Origin of the sequence: Streptomyces sp. NPDC047981, assembly GCF_040653315.1 — a bacterium.
GTDB lineage: Bacteria > Actinomycetota > Actinomycetes > Streptomycetales > Streptomycetaceae > Streptomyces.
Genome location: NZ_JBEZNQ010000005.1, coordinates 67,454 through 86,398 on the forward strand (window position 1 = coordinate 67,454; position 18,945 = coordinate 86,398).

General features: G+C 72.5%; 17 protein-coding genes. 14 read left to right on the plus strand and 3 right to left on the minus strand.

The genetic code is table 11. The annotated features are described in order from the left end of the window. The first annotated feature begins 80 nt into the window (after positions 1–80). The 13 genes from AB0E14_RS04915 to AB0E14_RS04975 all read left to right on the plus strand — a co-directional run bounded on the left by AB0E14_RS04915 (position 81) and on the right by AB0E14_RS04975 (position 14,796). Positions 81–1,121 carry a phosphotransferase gene (locus AB0E14_RS04915; protein WP_362412068.1) on the plus strand — a complete coding sequence of 347 codons (1,041 nt, stop codon included), beginning with the start codon at positions 81–83 and terminating at the stop codon, positions 1,119–1,121. After that, a complete protein-coding gene (locus AB0E14_RS04920) occupies positions 1,105–2,502 on the plus strand; it encodes an MFS transporter (protein WP_362412071.1) in 1,398 nt (465 codons plus the stop codon). The genes AB0E14_RS04915 and AB0E14_RS04920 overlap by 17 nt, the downstream gene beginning before the upstream one ends. Next, a complete protein-coding gene (locus tag AB0E14_RS04925; RefSeq protein WP_362412074.1) occupies positions 2,499–3,818 on the plus strand; it encodes a methyltransferase domain-containing protein in 1,320 nt (439 codons plus the stop codon). The genes AB0E14_RS04920 and AB0E14_RS04925 overlap by 4 nt, the downstream gene beginning before the upstream one ends. Positions 3,819–3,882: 64 nt before the next feature. Then, on the plus strand, positions 3,883–5,265 hold the full coding sequence (locus AB0E14_RS04930; RefSeq protein ID WP_362412077.1) for a phosphotransferase: 1,383 nt from the start codon (positions 3,883–3,885) through the stop codon (positions 5,263–5,265). Between the two features lie 33 nt (positions 5,266–5,298). Further along, on the plus strand, positions 5,299–7,674 hold the full coding sequence (fxlM, locus tag AB0E14_RS04935; RefSeq protein ID WP_362412080.1) for a methyltransferase, FxLD system: 2,376 nt from the start codon (positions 5,299–5,301) through the stop codon (positions 7,672–7,674). Next, on the plus strand, positions 7,671–8,258 hold the full coding sequence (locus tag AB0E14_RS04940; protein ID WP_362412082.1) for an AAA family ATPase: 588 nt from the start codon (positions 7,671–7,673) through the stop codon (positions 8,256–8,258). Before fxlM ends, AB0E14_RS04940 begins: the two co-directional genes overlap by 4 nt. A gap of 88 nt (positions 8,259–8,346) precedes the next feature. Further along, positions 8,347–9,228: a hypothetical protein gene (locus tag AB0E14_RS04945; protein ID WP_362412084.1), complete on the plus strand. Its 882-nt coding sequence runs from the start codon at positions 8,347–8,349 to the stop codon at positions 9,226–9,228. Positions 9,229–9,248: 20 nt separating this feature from the next. Then, entirely contained in the window at positions 9,249–10,007 is a 759-nt protein-coding gene (locus tag AB0E14_RS04950) for a PIG-L family deacetylase (RefSeq protein ID WP_362412403.1), read from the plus strand. 128 nt (positions 10,008–10,135) lie between these two features. After that, positions 10,136–10,990, plus strand: coding sequence for a carbon-nitrogen hydrolase family protein (locus AB0E14_RS04955; RefSeq protein ID WP_362412406.1), 855 nt, complete (start codon positions 10,136–10,138; stop codon positions 10,988–10,990). 138 nt (positions 10,991–11,128) lie between these two features. Continuing rightward, on the plus strand, positions 11,129–12,223 hold the full coding sequence (locus AB0E14_RS04960) for an NUDIX hydrolase (RefSeq protein WP_362412086.1): 1,095 nt from the start codon (positions 11,129–11,131) through the stop codon (positions 12,221–12,223). Between the two features lie 262 nt (positions 12,224–12,485). Continuing rightward, complete coding sequence (locus tag AB0E14_RS04965) at positions 12,486–13,115, plus strand: M15 family metallopeptidase (protein WP_362412089.1); 630 nt, start codon at positions 12,486–12,488, stop codon at positions 13,113–13,115. A 53-nt stretch (positions 13,116–13,168) separates the two neighbouring features. Further along, positions 13,169–14,128 (plus strand): endonuclease/exonuclease/phosphatase family protein, encoded by a 960-nt coding sequence (locus tag AB0E14_RS04970; RefSeq protein WP_362412092.1) that lies wholly within the window; start codon positions 13,169–13,171, stop codon positions 14,126–14,128. Continuing rightward, the gene (locus AB0E14_RS04975; RefSeq protein WP_362412095.1) at positions 14,128–14,796 is read left to right on the plus strand and encodes a 2'-5' RNA ligase family protein; all 669 of its coding nucleotides are present in this window, start codon (positions 14,128–14,130) and stop codon (positions 14,794–14,796) included. Before AB0E14_RS04970 ends, AB0E14_RS04975 begins: the two co-directional genes overlap by 1 nt. Positions 14,797–14,895: 99 nt before the next feature. Here the strand turns inward: AB0E14_RS04975 and AB0E14_RS04980 are convergent, their stop codons facing one another. Further along, complete coding sequence (locus tag AB0E14_RS04980) at positions 14,896–15,828, minus strand: hypothetical protein (protein ID WP_362412098.1); 933 nt, start codon at positions 15,826–15,828, stop codon at positions 14,896–14,898. A 355-nt stretch (positions 15,829–16,183) separates the two neighbouring features. Between AB0E14_RS04980 and AB0E14_RS04985 the strand changes: the two genes are divergently transcribed. Beyond that, positions 16,184–17,026 (plus strand): hypothetical protein, encoded by an 843-nt coding sequence (locus AB0E14_RS04985; RefSeq protein WP_362412100.1) that lies wholly within the window; start codon positions 16,184–16,186, stop codon positions 17,024–17,026. Here the strand turns inward: AB0E14_RS04985 and AB0E14_RS04990 are convergent. Further along, on the minus strand, positions 17,011–17,823 hold the full coding sequence (locus AB0E14_RS04990) for an aldo/keto reductase (protein ID WP_362412103.1): 813 nt from the start codon (positions 17,821–17,823) through the stop codon (positions 17,011–17,013). The genes AB0E14_RS04985 and AB0E14_RS04990 overlap by 16 nt on opposite strands. Further along, positions 17,733–18,944 carry a cupin domain-containing protein gene (locus tag AB0E14_RS04995; protein WP_362412106.1) on the minus strand — a complete coding sequence of 404 codons (1,212 nt, stop codon included), beginning with the start codon at positions 18,942–18,944 and terminating at the stop codon, positions 17,733–17,735. Before AB0E14_RS04995 ends, AB0E14_RS04990 begins: the two co-directional genes overlap by 91 nt. Position 18,945: the final 1 nt, after the last annotated feature.

Sequence of the window (18,945 nt, forward strand, 5' to 3'; positions counted from 1 at the left end):
ATGCCGACCTGTCGCAGGCCCGGGCCGGGCGCCCGGCCCGGCGCCGTCCGCAGGGCTGCCCCGGCGCCGGAGATGCCGAGATGAGCGGCGAGGCCGAGGCGATGGCCGTGGCCGGGATCCTGGCGCTGCTGTACCGGATCACGCCGACGGCGGTCAGCCAGGGACCGGCGGGAACGGTGACCCGCAACTACCTCGCCGAGGACCACAAGGGCCGGCGGTGGTTCGTGAAGGCGTACCCGCCGGGCACCGATGTGGCCGAGGACCGGCAGGCGCTGGCCCTGGGTGAGACGGCGAGACGGGCCGGGGTGCCCGTGCCGGCCGTGCGGCGGACAGTGAGCGGCGACGTGATCGCCTCAGCCGGCGGGCTGTCGGTGTCCGTGGCGGAGTACGTCGCGGATGCGCAGACGGCCGAGGGCGGGCTTTCCGGCGGCCGGTGGGCGGCAGTGGGTGAGACCGTGGGCCGGCTGCACCGGGTCCTGGTCGGCCACCCGGCCGGACCGCCGCGCCCTGTTGCGGCCCGCGCAGTGTGCGACGTCGCGCGGGCCGGGCGGCGGCTGGAGGAACTCCTCGCCCGCTGGGCCGCCGCACCGCCTGCACCGGACGGGTTCGACGCCTGGTGCGCCCAGACCGCGAAGCAGCGTCGTGCCGCCCTTCCCGAGGTTGTGGCCCGCCTGGAGAAGCTGCCCGCGACCCTGATGACGCAGGTCGTGCACGGGGACCTGGCCTCGCCCAACCTGCTGCTGCGCGGCGAGAAGGTCGCCGCAGTGATCGACTTCCGGCCCCCGGGGCATCGCAGTGCCGCCTGGGAGCTCGGCCGGATCGTGCTGGACCCGCGCACCGTACTGGCCCGCCCGGACGACTGGATCCCGGGCCTGGCCCGAGCCGTTGGCGCCTACCGGGCGGCGAACCCGGAGCTTCCGGCCGAGGACCTCCTCGCGGTGCCGCGGGTTGCCGCCGGGTATCTGGCCTGCTCGGTCTATCCCCTGTCCGAGCCGCTGAACGACCCCGCTGCGGTCACCCCGGCGCTGGAGGCGTACGGGCGCGCCCGGCACGAGGCCACGGGCGTGCTGTGGGAGCGCCTGGACGAAGCTGAGGAGGCGCTCCGTGACGTCCTGCGCTGAATCCCCCGCTTCTTCCAGCGCCTCGCTGTGGCGGCACCGGGACTTCCGCCGGTACCTGACCGGCCAGACCGCGAGCGTGGCCGGCAGCTCCATCACCCAGATGGCGCTGCCGGTGCTGGCCGTGCTCCACCTGGACGCCACCACCGCCCAGGTCGCATGGCTGGCGTTCCTCGGGCAGCTCCCGCCCGCGCTGCTCGCCCTGCACGCCGGCGCCCTCGCCGACCGGCACTCCAAGCGCCGACAGATGATCACCAGTGACCTGGTCAGCGCCGCAGCGCTCGCCACGGTGCCGGTGGCGGCCGCGCTGGACGCGCTGACCCTTTCGCAGCTCATGATCGTCGCCGTGGTCCAGGGAGCGGCGAGCGTCCTGCACGACGCGGCGGCCATCAGCCTCCTGCCCAGCCTCGTCGACCGGTCCTTGATCCAGCGGAGCAACAGCCGCGTGGGCGCGCTGTTCGCGATCGCCGCGACAGCCGGAAGCCACCTCGGCGCCGCGCTGACCGCAGTGCTCGGCCCCGCCCGGGCCCTGCTCGGCGACGTCGCCTCCTTCCTGATCAGCGCCGGATGCACCGCCCGCATCCAGACCGCCGAACCCGCCCGGGCGGCTCGCCCCAAGGCCCGCCGGCTGGGGGAGGAGATCGGCGAGGGCCTGCGGTACGTGCACGGCGACGAGCGGCTGCGGACCCTAACGCTGGTCAACGCCACCACCTCCTTCGCGCTCGGCCTGCTCAACACCCTGTGGGCCCTGTACCTCCTGCGGACGCTCGCGGTGAGCGCGACCGCGTTCGGCGTGATGCTCGGCCTCGGTGCCCTGGGGGCGGCCGCCGGGGCGCTGACCGCTCCGGCTCTCGCCCGCCGGTGGGGCCCGGGGCCGATGATGCTGACCGCGCTCGCGATCACCCCGCTGACCCAGATCCCGCTGCTGCTCGCCTCCCCCGGCCTTCGCTGGCAGATCACGATCGGTGTCGCCCTGTTCCTTCAGCTCGCCTGCGCCGGTGCCGCGGGCACCACCCAGCGTTCGATCCGTCAGATCATCACCACGGCCGGGATGCAGGCGCGGATGCAGTCCGTGAGCACGTGGCTGACGGCCGGCGCCCGCCCCGTGGCCGCGCTGCTCGCCGGCGGCCTGGGCACCTGGATCGGGGTGCGCCCCACCCTGACCGCCGGGACCTTCCTGCTGCTCGTCCCGCTCGGGGTCCTCGCCCGATCCCCGCTGCGCGCGCTGCGGCACATGCCCGGCTCACCGCCCGCCCCGCCGGGGACGGGCAATGCTGCCGTGCCGTCGCCGCACGCGCCGCGGACGGCGCCTCCGGCCGTGCCCACGCCCGCTCGTACGGAAGACGACCGTACCGACCGCTCGCCCGGAGGAGATGCCACGTGAACAAGGTGCCGCACGCCATGGCGGTGACGTCTGCCGTGCCCGCCCCATCCGGGCCTCTCGGGTGCGACGGTCGCGGTGACACCGCTCTGTCCGCCGCGCCCTTCGTGCCGCCGCAGTTCGCCGGCGACACCTCCGGGGCCGCAGAAGGCCGGGCGGCGATGGTCGCCCGGCTCGAGGAGAGCGGAGAGCTGCGCCCCGGGCCGGTGCGCGAGGCCCTGCTCGCACTGCCGCGCCAGGTCCTGATGCCCCAGGCGTACGTACGGCGCAGCGCCCCGGACGAGACCCCGCCGCGCTGGGACCTGCTCGACTGGTCCCGCCCGGGCGACCGGGAGGAGCTGCTGGAGCGGCTGCACAGCGGGGACAGCGTCGCGATCCAGCACGACGGGGAGCCGATCCTCGGCCGTACTGCCGGACCGCGCCGCGGGGGCGTGATGACCGCGATGTCGAGCACGATGGGCATGACCGCAGACCTGCTCCAGCTCTTGGACCTGCGCCCCGGGCAGCGCGTGCTGGACGTCGGAACCGGCGCCGGGGTGACCGCGGCCGTGGCGTGCTTCCTGTGCGGCGACGCAGGCGTCGTCACCCTCGACATCGCCCCGCACGTCACCGCCGCCGCCCGCGAGCGCCTGTCCGCACTCGGCTACCAGCCGACCGCGGTGACCGGGGACGGCACGGCGGGGTGGGCCGAGACGGCGCCGTACGACCGGGTCTTCGTCTCCTTCGCCGTCCCCCGCGTGCCGACAGCCCTGGTGGAGCAACTGGCGCCGGGCGGACGCGCCCTGATGACGCTCGGGACGTCGTCGCCGTCGTGGCCGGGCCTGGCCGTGATCGACAAACGACCGGACGGGACCGTGGAGGCGGAGCTGCGCGCGGTCGAGTTCGGGCACCGCGCCGGTGCCGGCTTCGACCGGCTGTTCCTGTCCGCCTCCTTCCGGAAGACGATCACCACGGCGGACGGGTGGACGCAGCGCAGCCGGCTCGCGCCGCCGGCGGACACGGCGCGCGGCATGTGGCTGGCCCTGGACGCGCTGTACCCGGGGCTGGTGCGCCACTTCGGCGCCGAGGACCTGACGGTCGGCGCGCCCGAGTGCGGATCGTGGATGCGCGTGCGAGCCGCCGGCCGCCGCCGGTGGGACGTGACGACCTGCGGCCCCCGGGACATCTGGGCGGAGATCCAGGACGCCGCCGCCCGCTGGCGGGCAGCCGGCGAACCGGCCGCCTACCGGCTCCACCTCGACACCGACGACGCCCAGCGGAGCACCAGTCCGAACGGCGCCCTGACCTGGCAACTTCCGCACGCTCCTGGAGATTCATGATGACCCGCCCCGACCCGTCGGCCCCGGCGACGGCCTCGGACGAAGCGCGCCCCGGCGGCGCCGCGTGACCGGCACCCGGCGGCACACCGAGCCGCTCGACGTCCACCTCATCGCCCTGCGCGACGGCCCTGCGGGGCCCGAGGTACTGCTGTCACGGCGGGCCGGCGACGTGTACGCGGCCGGGTGCTGGCATCTGGTCAGCGGACATCTGGACGGTCCGTGGGAGGACGTGGTGACGGCCCTGGTGCGCGAGACCCGGGAGGAGGCGGGTGTCGTGGTCGATCCGGCCGATGTCCGCGCGGCTGTTACGGTGCACCACCGCTCCCCCGCGGGGGCTGCTCGACTGGGAGTGTTCTTCGAGGTCCGGCACTGGGACGGCATCCCGAAGGTGATGGAGTGGCAGGTGTGCGATGCCATGGAGTGGTTCGCGCTCGACAAGCTGCCGGAGCCGATGGTCGCGTACTGCCGGGCGGGGCTGGACGCCTACCGGGCCGGTGCGCGGATGGCCGTTCACTTCCAGGAGCCCGGCGATCCGATCGCATACGACCCGTCCGTCGACCGGCTGGTCCTGATCCCCGAACCCGCCGACCGCGGCGCGGTCCCAGAGCAAGCAGTGCGCGTCTTTGCCGAGCAGGCGGTCGGCCGGATCACCGCATGGACGGACGTGTCCTGGGCCCGGGCGGAAAGCCGCGTATGGAGGACGGACGGCGCCGAGGGCGGCACCTGGTACGTCAAGATCCACCAGAACGACCGCTTCCACCGGCGTGAAGTGGACGCGCTGCGCGGCTGGGTCGCCGGGCTCGGGGCGGCGGCGCCCCGGCTGGTGGCCGCCGACCCCACGCTGCGTGCCGTCGTACTCACCGCGGTGGGAGGCCGTTCCCTGCACGGCGCCGTCTACTCGCCGGAGGAGCAGCGCCTCATCTTCCGCCGCATCGGGCAGCTCGCCGCCGCCATCCACACCAGCGCCCCACCGCGCCCGGCCGCCGGCACCCTGCCGCTGGGGAAGCTGGAGCGGCACTTGGCCGACGCCGGGCCCCTCCTCGCCCCCGGGGACGAGGAGTTCATCCGCACCACCGCCCGGAAGGCCGCCGGCCTGCCTGCCCCGGACGCGGTGCCCACCCACGGCGACTTCCAGCTCCGCAATCTCAGGTGGGACGAAGACGCCGATGCCCTGTACGTGATCGACTTCGAGCGGTCGGAAGAGGGCCCGGCGGTCAGGGACTTCGTACGGCTCTCCGACGCCTGGCACGGCCGCCCCGACCTCCTGGCCGCCGTGATGGACGGCTACGGCCGCCCCTTCACCCCGGAGGAAGAAACCCAGCTCACGGTCCTGTCCGTCCTGGATTCCGTCTCCGGCATCTCCTACGGCACCGCCCACGGCGACCCCGAACTCGTCGAGCGCGGCCGACGAACCCTGGCCCGACTCCGCGCCGCACAACGCCCCTGACCACCAGCGCACCTACGCACGAGGAGCAGCACGTTGACGTACACCGCCCGCGATGAGTGGGAGCAGCACTACAGCGACGGCAAGAACTTCCGGCAGCTCGGCGAGCGCGAGCGGGAACTCCTCGCCGAGCACACCCCCGTCCCCCACGGCGGCGGGCGGGCGCTCGACGCGGGCTGCGGGACCGGCGAGCTGGCCGCCTACCTCGCCGGTCTCGGCTACCGCGTGGACGCCGTCGACTTCGCGGAGAGTGCGATCACCCGGGCCCGCGAGGAGCACGCCGAGGTCGAGGGCGTGCGCTGGCTGCAGTTCGACATCGAGCGCGACGACCCAGCCCCACTGCACGAGGACGGGTACGACCTGGTCGCGATGCGCCTGATGTACCCGTTCGTGCGGGACCGGGGGCGCGTGGTTCACGCGCTGGGCGAGCGGCTGCGCCGCGGTGGCGCGCTCGTCATCATCACCCCGGTGGCGGAGACCACGCCCGAGGAGCGGCGCGGCATCGCCCTCGATGAGGACGAGATCGCCCTGGTAGGTGCCGGTTGGGAGAGGGTGGAGCGGCTGGACGCGGACGGCCTGGCGTTCCTGGTCCTGCGCGGCCCCTGCCACACCGACACCCGGGCCGTCGAGAAGCGGCCGACCACCGCCCACGCCCTGACCGGCGCGCTGGCCGTCATCACTGACGACGCCGGGCGGGTCCTGCTCGGCCGCTCCCGGCGCGGCATGCTCGAACTGCCCGGCGGCAAGACCCGCGGTGCGGAGGACTTCGCTGCCGCGGCGGTCCGCGAACTCGCCGAGGAGACCGGTCTGATCGCCGACCCGGCCGACGCGCACGTGGTGTCGATGCTGGTCGACGACAGCCACGGCACTCCGCGACTCATGGCAGTCGTCCGCATCACCGCGTGGACGGGCACGCTGGCCAACCCGGAGGAGGACAAGTTCGCGCGCTGGGAGTTCTTCGACCTGCACGCTCTGGCCTGCGCCGGGGACGTGTTTCTCCCTGCCGCGTCCGCGCTGGATGCCGTATGGCCCGGGGTCATCCCGGACCTGCCGCCCGTGGTCTCCTACCCCCTGGCCGTCGACCGGCCGCCCGTGCCGGGTGAGCCGGCCGAGGCGGTCCGGCTGCGCCGGGCGATGGCCCAGACGGTGATTGACGGCGGCTGGGCCCCGTCCGAGCCGGTCCAGCGGGCGCTGCGGACCGTGCCGCGCCACCGTTTCGCCCCGGAGGTGAGCCTGGCGGACGCGTACGACGGCGGGGACCGGGCCGTGGTCACCCGCCGCGACGAGACCGGGACTGCGATCAGCTCGGTGTCCGCGGCCTGGCTCCAGGCCGACATGATCGAGCACCTGCGTCTTGAGCCGGGCGCGATCGTGTTCGAAGCGGGCTCCGGCGGCTACAACGCCGAGCTGATCGCCCACGTCGCGAGTGCCGGTCGAGTGGTCACGGTGGACATCGACCCGTGGGTCGTACGCCGCACCCGCCAGTTCCTCACGGAGGCCGGCAGCGGACGCGTCACCGCCGTCGAGGCCGACGCCGCCCTCGGCGCCCCCGCCCACCTCGTACCCCGCGGCGGCTTCGACGCCAGCATGATCACCTACAACTGCTGGGACATCGCCCCGGCCTGGCGCGAGCAGCTGGCCGAAGGCGGGCGCCTGGTCCTGCCGCTGGAGATGGGCGGCTACACCCGGGCGGTCACGTTCGAGCGGCGCGGCGAGGTGCTCCACGCCCGCCACTTCACCTACTGCGGCTTCGTCCGCGACCAGGGCCGGCAGGCCCGCCCCGTCCCGGTCGTCCCCTTGCTCGACGGCGCGCTGACGCTGCGCTTCTACGACGGCGCCACAGCCGGCACGGAGGGCCTGGAGAAGGCCTTGCGCGAGCTGCGGCACGAGGTCGCCACCGGTGTGACCATGGACGGGGCGAACTCCTACTTCGGCTCCCTGCAGCTGTACGCGGCCACCACCCTGCCCAACTTCTGCCGCCTGGTCGCCCACCAGGACCCGGCCGAGGGGGTGACCGACATCGCGAAGGACCGCGACGCACCCGCGATCCTCGGTGACGCCTCGCTCGCCTACCTGATCCACATCCAGACCAAGGATGGTGATCGCCCGGAGGACAAGCAGTGGGAGTGGACCGTGCACGCCTTCGGCGAGCAGGGTCCCGAGCTCGCCGAGCAGCTCGCGGCCACGGTACGGGCCTGGGACCGCCACATCCGCGCCGACGACAACGACAAGCACACCGATCCCGTCCTGACCGTCCACCCGGCCGGCACGCCCGACGACCTGCTGCCCACCGGGGAGGTCCTGGACAAGGCATCCTCCCGGCTGGTGTTCCGGTGGCCGGGCCGCCACGGACACCTCCCGGCCCCCGCGCGGCCCACCGACACGATCACCGCGACCGCGGGGGACGCGTGATCATCTGGCTGAACGGGCCGTTCGGCGGCGGCAAGACGACCCTCGCCGCCGGGCTGTGCCGCGCTCTGCCCGGCGCGACGGTCGCCGACCCGGAGGCCGTCGGCGACCTGCTGCGCAGCACGCTCGCCGACCACGCCCTGCGCCCCCGGGACTACCAGGACCTTCCGCTGTGGCGGCAGCTGACCGGCGCCTTCGTCGCCGGCCTGCTCCGGCACACGGGCGACCCCGTCATCGTGCCGATGACCGTCCTCAACCCCGACCACGCCGAGGAGATCTTCGCCCGGCTGCGCCAGGTGGGCGGCTTCCACCACCTCGTCGTGCACACCGAACCGGCAGCCCTCCAGAAGCGGATCGCGGTCAGCTGGGAGTTTCCCGGCGACGCCGAACGCAGCGAAGCCGTACGCGCCTACCGCCGCCGGCGCGCATCCGACTACGAGCAGGCCGCCATCGGCTGGATGCACACGGGCGGCCACGTCATCGACACCAGCGCCCTCACCTCCGAGCAGACCCTGCACGCGGCCCTCGAACACCTGCGTCTCCCCGTCCCTGCACGGCCCCGACCACTGGAGGCACCACAGGCATGACCGTCACCATCCACGCTGTCCCGGCCTCCGCCAGGGGCGACCGAGACTCCTGTCCTTCCCGTCCTCGCCGAGCGCGCGGGGTGTGGTCGTGAGCACGGTGGCCGGCTCCGCGGCCGGTTCCCCGTCCGCGGCGGTGTTCGTGCCGCCGCACGAGCGCGACGACCAGGTCCGGATGCGCCGTGCCCACGCGGCCGCAGCCCGGACTTTCAAGGTGGCGGCCACCGGCCCAAGCGTATGGGGCTGGCAGGGCCGTACCCTTGGCCGCCGGGCCGGCCAGTGGTGGCTCCGCCTGGTGTGCGCGCCGCAGGACAAGCGCAACCTCCGCATGTGGGAGGGAACGTCCACGGCCGACCACGCGCTCCCTACGGCCGTGCCGAGGCCCCGGCTTCATGACGTGCTCGAATGGTCCGCGCACGGCCACGCCTACCGCGCGGAGCTGTCCGAGTACGTGCCGCTGCCCGCCCTCCAGACCGGCGGCCCGGTCCTCACCGCGGACCCCGATCTGCCGTCCGCCTGGTGGGCCGACCTCCGCCGGGCGCTGGAGGCGACCGCAACCGTCGTGACCGACCGGCAGGCCGTACGGCAGCAGTGGATCGACAAGAACCTCACCCGGTTCCTGGGCATCCCCGCCTTCCAGGTCAGCGCCTGGACCACGGGCCACGGTGACCTGCACTGGGCGAACCTCACCGGCCCGCCGCTGGTCATCCTCGACTGGGAGTCATGGGGCCTGGTTCCCGTCGGGTTCGACGTCGGGCTGCTCCACGCCTACAGCCTCACCCGGCCGGCCACGGCCGTCCGGATCCGCTACGAGTTCGCGCATGTTCTGGACACGCCTTCGGGACGGACCGGGGAGCTGGTGGCGCTCGCCCAGCTCCTTCAGGTCGCCGGGCGCGGTGGCCACCCGGACCTCGCTCCCCACCTCGCTCGCCGGGCCGAGCACCTCACCGGCACGCCCGTCCCCGTACTGTGACCGACCTGGAGATCCCCGTGCTGCCCAGTCTGCTTGCTGTCTTCGGCCATCCGGACGATGAGTCCCTCCTCGCCGGGGGCGTCCTCGCTCAGCATCACGCCGCTGGGGCCCGTACGGCGGTCGTCACCGCCACCTGGGCCCCCGACAGCCGAAGAGCTCCCGAGCTTGCAGATGCCCTGGCCGTCCTGGGCGCCGGCGCCCCCCGCCTGCTCGGCTACAACGACGCCCGCAACGCCGAAGCCGCGCCCGGTCGGCCCCGGCTCGTCGACGCCCCCGTGGACGAGGCCGTCGGCCGGCTCGTCGCCCACATCCGCGACTTCCGACCCGACATCGTGGTCACCCACGACGCCCTCGGCCAGTTGACGGGTCACCCCGACCACGTACGCACCCATCAGATCACCCTGCTCGCCGTCGAAGCCGCCGGCCTTGCCCACCTGCATCCCGAAGCGGGCCCCCCGTGGCAGCCGGCCGCGCTGTACACGGCCACGCACCCCGAGTCCGGCGTCGGCATGCTCGGCCCGCTGCTCGAAGGGGTGGGGAAGAAGGTCCTCGCGGTCCCGGATTCATACGTGACCACCAGCGTCGACGTCACCCCCTGGGCCGACGTGAAGTGGGCCGCGATCCTCGCGCACCGCGGCGAGGTTGCGCGCGAGCGGCCCCTGCCCGGCATCCTCGCCCGCCTCCCCGAAGACGACCGCGCCCAGATCATCAGCACCGAGCACTTCACCCGGCTCTCCCCCGGTCCCACGAAGGGCGCCCCGGACCGGCTGACCGCCTGACACCCGGCCCCGTGCCGACCAACCACGAGCAAGCACTCACCGATCGGAGAGAGATGCCCACAACTTCTGCACCCGATGAACGTCCCCGTGCGGCCAGGACCTTGAGGCTGGCGGTCGCGCAGAGCACGGTGCCGGAAGACCCCACTGATCGAGGCGCACTGCGGGCGGCTGGGCAGGAGATCCGGGCCCTGATGGCCGAGGCCTCCGAGGCTGGTGCGCGGTTGGTGCAGTTCTGCGAGGGAGCGCTCACCTACCCGAGCAAGCACGTGATGGCAGCCGGCCCGGACGGGACGCTGGTCCCGGCTGACTGGAGCCGTGCCGCCTGGGACGTCCTGCGCGAGGAGGCCGAATCGATCGCCGCGCTGGCGGGGGAACTGCGGCTGTGGACGGCGTTCGGGTCGCTCCACCCGCTCACACCGCCGAACCAGCCCCACAACAGCCTCTTCGTCGTCTCCGACCGCGGCGAGTTGGTCGCCCGGTACGACAAGCGCTTCCTGTCGCATACCGAGGTCTCCTACCTGTACTCCCCCGGATATCAGCCGCTGGTCATCGAGGTGGACGGCATCCGGTTCGGCTTCGCGCTGTGCATCGAAGCCAACTTCCCGGAGATCTTCGCCGAGTACGAACGCCTGGACGTCGACTGCGTCCTGCTGTCGGTGATGGTCGACGACGCACCCCGGGCCCGCGTCGCTCAGGCATACGGAACGCTCTACAACTACTGGCTGGGCTACGCCATCCCGGCCCAGTTCAGCGCAACGGCGCCGTCCGGGATCGTGGCACCCGGCGGCCGGTGGCTGGCGCGCTGCTACGCGAACGGACATCCCGCCCTGGCGATCGCGGACATCGACCTCGACTCGCAGGACGAAGACATCAACATGGCCGTCCGCCACGCCCGCCCCTGGAGGCGCTCCGCCCGAGCCGGACTCTACGGCGAACGGATCCCCGTGGGAGACCCCCGCAGCGATGTACGCACAGCGTTCTGAAAACGCCCTTCCTGCGAATCGTCGGCCCGGACTGAAGGCCGTCCACGAAACCGTGGCGCGGCTCGCGCCTTCGCCGACAACCCCGGCCATCCCCTGTAACAGCCCAGCGCCCCACGACGTGACCGGAGAAAGATAGACATGACTACGACTTCCGCGCCCGACGAACGCGCCAGCGTCGCGATGAGGGATGAGGCGTACGGGGCACTGCGCGCCTCGGCCGCCCTGTGGGCCGGCACCTCCGTGCTGATCACCAACCAGCGCGGTCAGATCCTGCTCCAGCGCGTGACCTACCGCCCCACCCGCCTGCTGCCCGGCGGCGCCGTCGATCCAGGCGAGTCCCCCGCCAAGGGCGCCGCCCGCGAGCTGGAAGAGGAGCTCGGCGTCACGGCGGCCGTCACCCGGGGGCTGGCCGTCGACTGGGTCTCCCCCGCCGGTCGCACAACGCCCCCCGCCATGAAGTTCCCCGGCGAGCTACTGCACGTCTTCGACGGCGGCATCTGGGACGACGACCAGATCACGGCGATCCGGCCCCGCCCGGGCGAGATCGACGGCATCGAGTTCGTCGAACCCGCCGACCTGCCCACCTTGATGGCTCAGGACGACGCCCGCCGCGCCCTGTCCGCACTCCGTGCCCGCATCAACGGCTCCGGCCCCGTCATCTTGGAGGACGGGGCCCCGATCGCCCCCACCGTCCTCGACAGGGTCGGCGTCCTGCGCACCGCCCGAGCCCGCCATCACTTCCCCTTCCACCCCGGCCCCGTCCCCGACGGCCCCACGGTCCGCCAGTCCTGGGCCTGGGCCTTTGCCCCGGACGGGCGTGTTCTCGTACTCCTCGAACCCGATACCGGCGCGGCCTGCCTGCCCGGCGGCACCCCGGAACCCGCAGACCACGCCGATCATGAGGCCACGTTGATCCGTGAAGCCCGCGAGGAAGCCGCCGCCGAACTGGCCGGCATCCGGTACCTCGGATACCTGTCAGACCCCGAAGAATCCTGCGTGCGCGTCCGCTACGCCGCCGCTCTGACGAGCCTCGGCCCAGCCCCTGTCGACCCGGCCACCGGCCGCACCTACGCCCGGATCCTGGCCACCCCGGAACAGGCCCTGGAACTCTTCGACGGGGGGCCTCCTGCGGCCGAGCAGCTCCAGGCGGTCCACCAGGCCCGAGCCCTCCTCGCCATCCCCCGGGCCGGTCTCCAGCCCGTCACCGAACTCAGCGCCCCGACCGCCTGGTAGCTCAGCACCCCGAAGCAAAGCCGGCCGACTCGACAAACCCCCCCTGTCCGACACCGTTGCCTCGGCCTACCAGTCCTCTGCGCCCCGGCACCACATTCAGGAGACCCCACCCGGGGCGCCGTTCCCCGCCGACGCGGCCCACTGCACCACCACCCCGCCGGGCGTGCAGAAACGCCCCACAGCCGTGCGGGTCCCCGCGCTGCCGACGAATCAAGGAGCCCTGTTGAACACAAACCCGCACGACACCAGTTCCCTCATCTTGATGAGCGACCCGCGCGTGGCCGCCGTCCCCGTCGTGGAATGCGACGAGCCGCTCGTCGACGTCCGCGGAACCCTGCTGGTCGACGACCGCAGGTCCGACCCAACGGGAGCCTTCGCTCATCTCCGCCAGGGAGTTCTCGACCGGCTCCTTCACGCCCAGTCGCTCCTGCCCACCGGCCTGCGCCTGCTGTTCATCGAGGGCTACCGCCCTCCCGCCCTGCAACAGCGCTACTTCGAGGAGTACGCGGACGAACTCCGTACGGCCAACCCGTCCTGGACACAGGAACACCTCCACGAGGCCGCCAGCCGGTACGTGTCCCCTCCGCAGATCGCCCCGCACAGCGCCGGCGCCGCCGTCGACCTCACCCTCGTGGACGCCGACGGCACCGAGCTCGACATGGGCACGCGCGTGAACGCCAGCCCGGAGGAGTCCGACGGCGCCTGCTACACGCACGCGACCTCCATCAGCCCCCAGGCCCGGACGAACCGGACCACCCTCGCCACCGCCCTGTCCGCCGCCGGCCTCGTGAACTACGAGACCGAGTTCTGGCACTGGAGCTTCGGTGACCGGTACTGGGCCCTAATGACCAACCAGCCGGCGGCCCTGTACGGGCCGCACGTCCTTCCCTGACCGGGCCGCGTTCGCCCGCGGCCACCAACCCCTCGAGCAAGGAGAAGTCGAAGGTGTCACGCACCATACGTTTGGCCAACCTCAATGCCTACAAACTCGGGCACGGCCTGATCGGCGGCGACTCGTGGAAAGCCCGGGTCACCACCATCCGGGAGATCGCCCCGGACGTCCTCGCGCTTCAGGAGGTCGTCGTGGACGAGACCCGGCCGCCGTCGGAATGGGCGGTCGAGGCGTCCGCCGTCGTCCAGCAGCTCGCCGCCGAGTGCGGCATGAGCGCGACCACGCTCCGCGCCGACGGCACGCCGGGCCCCACCGCCATGGCCAGCAACATCAACCGCGGCTGGTACACGGCACTGCTGTGGAACCCGGAGACCGTGGAACCGGTCCGGGGCGGGTTCCGGCCCCTGGGGGCTCCGGACTTCTGGCACGGGTACACCACCTGCGCCTTCGACGTCGGCGCCGCCGAGCCGATCACCGTCGGCTCCTACCACGGAGACCCATTCCGAGGTGACCTCCGCCGGCACGAGGCCTTCCGCATCAAGAGCGTCTTCCGTACGACCGGCGGCGCCAAGCCGGGCCTGCTGCTCGGCGACTTCAACGCCCTGTCCGCGGCGAAGGTCCCCGGCCCGGACGGCGAGCAGTACTACGACGCGGAGCCCTATCTCGACCACGACCACGACGACCTGGAGTACCAGCTCCTCGACGGGACGATCGGCGGCGAACAGCTGGCCGACCGCCGGCAGGCCGAGGTCCTGCTGCGCCGCGGGTTCATGGTCGATGCCGCCGCACACCTGGGCGTGCCGTGGCAGCCGACCGTCGGCCACTGGGAGGACGGACGCGGGGACCCGGACCCGTGGGGCCCGCGTCGTATCGACCTGGTGCTCGCCACCCGGCCCGTGGTGCCCGCGCTCGTCGGCTACGCCACGCACAGCAGCCCGGCCGCGAAGACCGCCTCCGACCATCTGCCGGTGGTCTGCACGATCGACCCGTCCAAGATCAGCAAGGAGCGGTGATGCGCCGGTTCATGGGACCGAGCAGGCTCTGGGGCAGCGAGGACGGCCCGGACGAGGACTGGATCAAGCCCCATGTCCTGTGGCTCCCGCAGGACCAGCCGCAGGTCATGGCCTACTTCGGCCGCCTGAGGGAGGTCGTGGCCCACTTCCCGGACGTGATCACGCCGATCGCGGACGAAGACCTGCACATGACGGTCCAGTCCGTGCGCCAGCTCAACACCGGCGGCGTGCGGGTCGATGAGGAGCAGCTCGCCGCGGCCGCCCGCACGGTCCAGGCGGAGCTGGACCAGATGGCTCCGTTCGACATCGAGATCGGGCCAGCCCGGGCGTCGGGCTCGGCCGCGATCGTGGAGATCTGGCCCGAGGAGGGGCCTGCGGAGCTCAATCGCCGCGTCCGCGCGGGGCTGGAGGCGGCGGGGATGGTCCTGCCGCCCGCCGAGGAGCACTTCTGGCCGCACATGTCGACCGGCTACGGCGCGCGCGACAGCGACACCCCGGAACTGGCCGAACGCTCGGATCAGTTCGCCTCGGCCATCGGCAAGGCCATCCGGCCGGCCATCCGCACCTCGGCGACCGTGAGGACGGTGTGGCTGGTGTGGGAGCGCCAGCACCCCGATCTCAACACGTACACCTTCGAGCGACGGTACGCGCTGCACCTCAAGGGGTGAGACCGGTAGCCGTTCCCGGTGCCGCCTGCTCCCGGCGGGCGGCACCGACCGCGCGCACCGCACCGACTGCGAGAGGCTGCGGCCGGGAGGCGCGGAGTTCTATGCCTCGGCGTGCTGGTGCCAGGGCACGCCCGGCTTCACCTGCCCGATCAGGTAGCGGACGCCCTGGTTGTCGTCGGGGTTGGTCCACAGGCTGTTGCCGAGCACGGCCTTCGCCTTCGCGGTCTCGCCGAGCCGCCACCACGTCAGTCCCAGTCCGTGCAGGGCCCGGTGGAAGGGGCGGTTGGCCAGTTCGCCCCAGGCCAGCACGCCGTGGAACGCCGACGGCAGTGACAGCTCTGCAACCGCGACGGCCGTCTGGTAGAAGCCCAGGGCCTCGGACAATGCGGAGTCGTCGGCCTCGGCGCGCTCGAACGCGTCGCTGCCCAGGTGGGCCCAGCAGTCGATCTGCCGCGGGTCCTCGCGCACGGCTGCGAGCAGTGCCTCGCGGTAGGCCGTGTCGTTCCCCGTGTGCTCCCGCAGGTCGAGCGCGCGGTCCACGGGCGGGGAGCCTTCCCCGACGTACGGGTTGGGCATCCGGTAGTACGGCCGCGGCCCTGCCTCACGTACGGCGCGCCACCAGGCCCAGGACGGCTTGCCGCCGAGGTCGGCTGCGGAGGAAGGACGAGCGCCCCACCCGCTCTCTGAGTGCGGGTCGTAGTCCTCGCCGCCGAAGGCGGGGCCGGCTGGAGTGATGCCGGCGCGATGAATGCGTTCGAGGATCCGTCGGGTGTCGCAGCGCTCGTAGTGATCGGTGATCTCGGACAGGTACAAGTACCGGCCCCGACGGTCATCCTCTCCGTCCTCCAGGGGCGGTGGCAGTACGCGGCGCAGGCTGTCGAGCAGGCCGGACAGCACTTCCTCGGCCTGGTCCGCGGTCAACGGCCACGACAGCCCCGATACGCGCACCGCGTGAAACACGGGAGCCCAGAGCGCGTCCTCGTCCAAGCCGCTGCGCTGGGCCAGCCTCGCGCGCAGCGCGCTCTCGCTCACGGAAGTAGTGGCCGGCACAACGATCTCCTCGCCTGTTCGCGGTGCGCAGTGAGCGCGTGATTCACCGGGAGCGTACCCACCTGCCACTGCCTGAACGACCGTAGAGGCCCGGGCTCCTTACCGGGGGCGAATCCGTCATGTTCACCCACGAACAGGTCCTTGTGTGCACGTCGTGGTCGGGGGCCGCGGCTCTGGAACGGTGTAATTCTTCATCCGGGGGATCGCGATGCCCGCGGGTCCAGGGAGCAAGAAGACCGACCAGCCGGTTCACGGTGAGCGTGGCGGCACTACGCCAACAGCGCAGTGCAGTGGCGGACTTGGCGGGCCGCGACTGGGACTTGGTACGTTCAGACATATGACGCTGCGCTCGGTGGATCTGCGTAAAGAGCCTGTAGAAGGCGTGCTGGACCGTGTCGAGCGGTCGCTGGGGATGAGTCTCGACCGCGAGCGCGTGGTGCGTAAGCGTCGCTCGGTGGGGGCGCGTACGGACCGCGGTACGTGGGTGCGCATCGAGCGCCGCGGGCTGGACCGGATCGGGGTCCAGGGCGGGGACGGTATCGCGTCCGCGGAGGCACTGACCGAGGTGGCGAAGCCGGCCTGGTTCGCCGGGGTGGCGTGGCGGGACGAGACGGAGCCGGTGATGTGGCGGGCGGACGAGACGGAGCTGCTGCCTGGGACGCCGGTGGGCAGCGCGGTGCTGACCAAGGAACCGCGGCTGTCCGAGGAGTGGTGGGCCGCGTTGAACGCCTCCCTGGATGCTCTGCGTGGGCAGCGCACCAACCGGATCGCGACGCCGGACACGGAGACCCTGACGCAGGAGCTTGTCACGGGGACGATCCGAGGGGTCTTCCCCGACGTCGATACGTCCCTGGGCGAGTGGCATCCGGCGCACGCCGATTTCAACTGGGCGAACCTGACGGCGCCGGTTTTCTGCGCGTTCGACTGGGAGGACTGGGGCATGGCGCCGCGCGGTCTGGACGCGGCGACCCTGTGGGGGGCGTCCCTCGCGGTCCCGTCCCTCGCCGACCGAGTCCGCAGCGAGCGGCGTTGCGATCTGGAGACTCGAGATGGCCGTCTGATGACGCTGTTCGTCGCGGCGAAGATCCTCGGCCCTTACGCCGACCCGGACGACCCCCGACTGGGGGCCGCCCGGGAGACGGCGGAGCGAGTGGTGCTGGAACTTCAGCCGCGCTGCTGACGACGGGCCCGGAGGAGCCGCCTGTACTCCTGGACGACCTGGTCATCGACCTCGTACGCCAAGGCGTCGACCAGCTCGCGCAGGTGGTCGGCGTTGTCCGTCCCGACCGCGACCGCGTCGACCGAGGGCAGGCGAAACGCCGAGCGGTACACCGCCTGGACCGGTGTGGCCGTCGGGGAGTCCCGCAGGAAGATCCGCGGGTCGAACTTTCCCCACACCGCCTCGGTCGTACTGCCACCGAAGGGGCACATCCCCCACACCCGCACCGGCCGCCACCGCGTCACCAGGGCTTCGGCCGTTTCGAGGACGTCGGCGCCCACCAGCAGTCCCGCCCGGATCATGAGGACGTCAGGACGGGGTATGTCGAGGCTCATGAGCGGACGCGGGTCCCAGCTCGATATTCCCCACTTGCCACATAGCCCCGCTCGTGCGGCGTCGGCCAGGACCGTGCACGCCTGCGCCATCGTCTCGGCGTCGGGATGGGAGTACTCGGGGTTGTGGAGGAACACGACCTCCGGTTCCCGTCCCAGGTCCTTCGCGGCCCGCTCGACCTCGCAGCGCAGCCGGGCGGGGGCGAGGGAGTGTTCCCCGGGGAAGTACCCGACCTTGGTGGAGACCGAGAACTTCGGCAGGAGGTCGCCGGCCACCGTGTTCAGTACCTCGTGGGAGCGGTGGCGGAGGTAATTCGAGGCGGTGTCGAGGTGCGTTACCCCGAGGTCGGCGGCTGCTTCGAGTACGTCACGGGCGTGACCAGACCGGTATAGCCCGAGGACGACATCTCCGTCAGTGGCTCGCACAGGCCCTCCGTGATCAGCAGGTCGGCCAGGGTGGTGGTGTCCTCGTCGGCGCCGTCGAGGTGAACCGGATGACCCGACAGGAGCGTGCGAATGCCCACTTCCGCGCGCTCGTGGAAGGTCAGCCGCTTGCCTCCGCCGAGGACCTGGACCGTGTCGCCTGACCGGACGATGCGGGGGGCGAACTCGGTGACGGCCACGACGGCGTCGGGACGGCCGAAGGCGGCCACGTGGGGCATGTGGCGTGCGGGCGGGGTGCTGGAGCGCAGTTCGTCCAGGTACTGCTCCGGACTGTGGGCGGCGGCCAGCGTGCTGAGCCTGTCCGCCAGCGCCTTGGGTCCCGCTCCGCCGGCGCCTTCCAGGTCCCGGCGGAACGCCTCGTCGGCCCGGGCGGCGTCGGAGAGGAAGTTGACCCACGTGACGCCGGTGCGTTTGGTGAAGCCGAACGTCACGTGCAGCGAGTGGCCATCGCTTCCGGAGCCGAGGCGGGTGGCGGTGTGCCAGAAGCCGCGGGGGATGTGCATGACGTCGCCGGCTCGCATCGTGCCCTTCCACAGCACTTCCTCGGAGGACGTACGGTTGCGTTCCGCGTCGCGGTACATCGGTGCCGCCCGGGACGGGCCGCGGACCTCCCATGACTTCTCGCCGGACAACTGCACGGCGATGACCTCGTGGTCGTCCCAATGCAGATGGAATCCGTCCGTGTCGCCGACCGCGAGGTAGGCGTTGGCGGAGGTCAGCTCGCCCGACCACCAGCCCAGGGCCCGGCAGGCGACTTCCAGCGTCGGGTCGAAGAAGTCCACGTGGTCCAGCACCACGGTGCCGCCCTCGTTGAGGATCCGCCCGAGGGCCGCCATGTCGGCCTGGCTCACAGCCTGTCTGCGCCGGTTGACGCTGGTAGAGAGGAACGTGGACGGGTGGATCTCCTCGCCCTCGGCGTAGCAGCGCAGTTGCGGGTTGGCCAGGTGACGGTGCTTGATCAGGTCCAGCAGCTTGTGCGGGGTCAGCAGGCGGGCGGGCAGGTCCGGGTCCGTGAGACGGCCGCGCGCGAACGCGGTCCCCACGGAGCCCGGCCCGTCCCAGCCGAGCGCCTTCTCGATGTGGGTGACGAGCCGGTGCTCCATG

Excerpts from the sequence above, each read along its gene's own strand:
- AB0E14_RS04915 (WP_362412068.1), top strand. The coding sequence starts at position 81 with ATGAGCGGCGAGGCCGAGGCGATGGCCGTGGCCGGGATCCTGGCGCTG.
- AB0E14_RS04960 (WP_362412086.1), top strand. The coding sequence starts at position 11,129 with ATGACTACGACTTCCGCGCCCGACGAACGCGCCAGCGTCGCGATGAGG.
- AB0E14_RS04965 (WP_362412089.1), top strand. The coding sequence starts at position 12,486 with ATGAGCGACCCGCGCGTGGCCGCCGTCCCCGTCGTGGAATGCGACGAG.
- AB0E14_RS04975 (WP_362412095.1), top strand. The coding sequence starts at position 14,128 with ATGCGCCGGTTCATGGGACCGAGCAGGCTCTGGGGCAGCGAGGACGGC.
- AB0E14_RS04985 (WP_362412100.1), top strand. The coding sequence starts at position 16,184 with ATGACGCTGCGCTCGGTGGATCTGCGTAAAGAGCCTGTAGAAGGCGTG.
- AB0E14_RS04995 (WP_362412106.1), bottom strand. The coding sequence starts at position 18,944 with ATGGAGCACCGGCTCGTCACCCACATCGAGAAGGCGCTCGGCTGGGAC.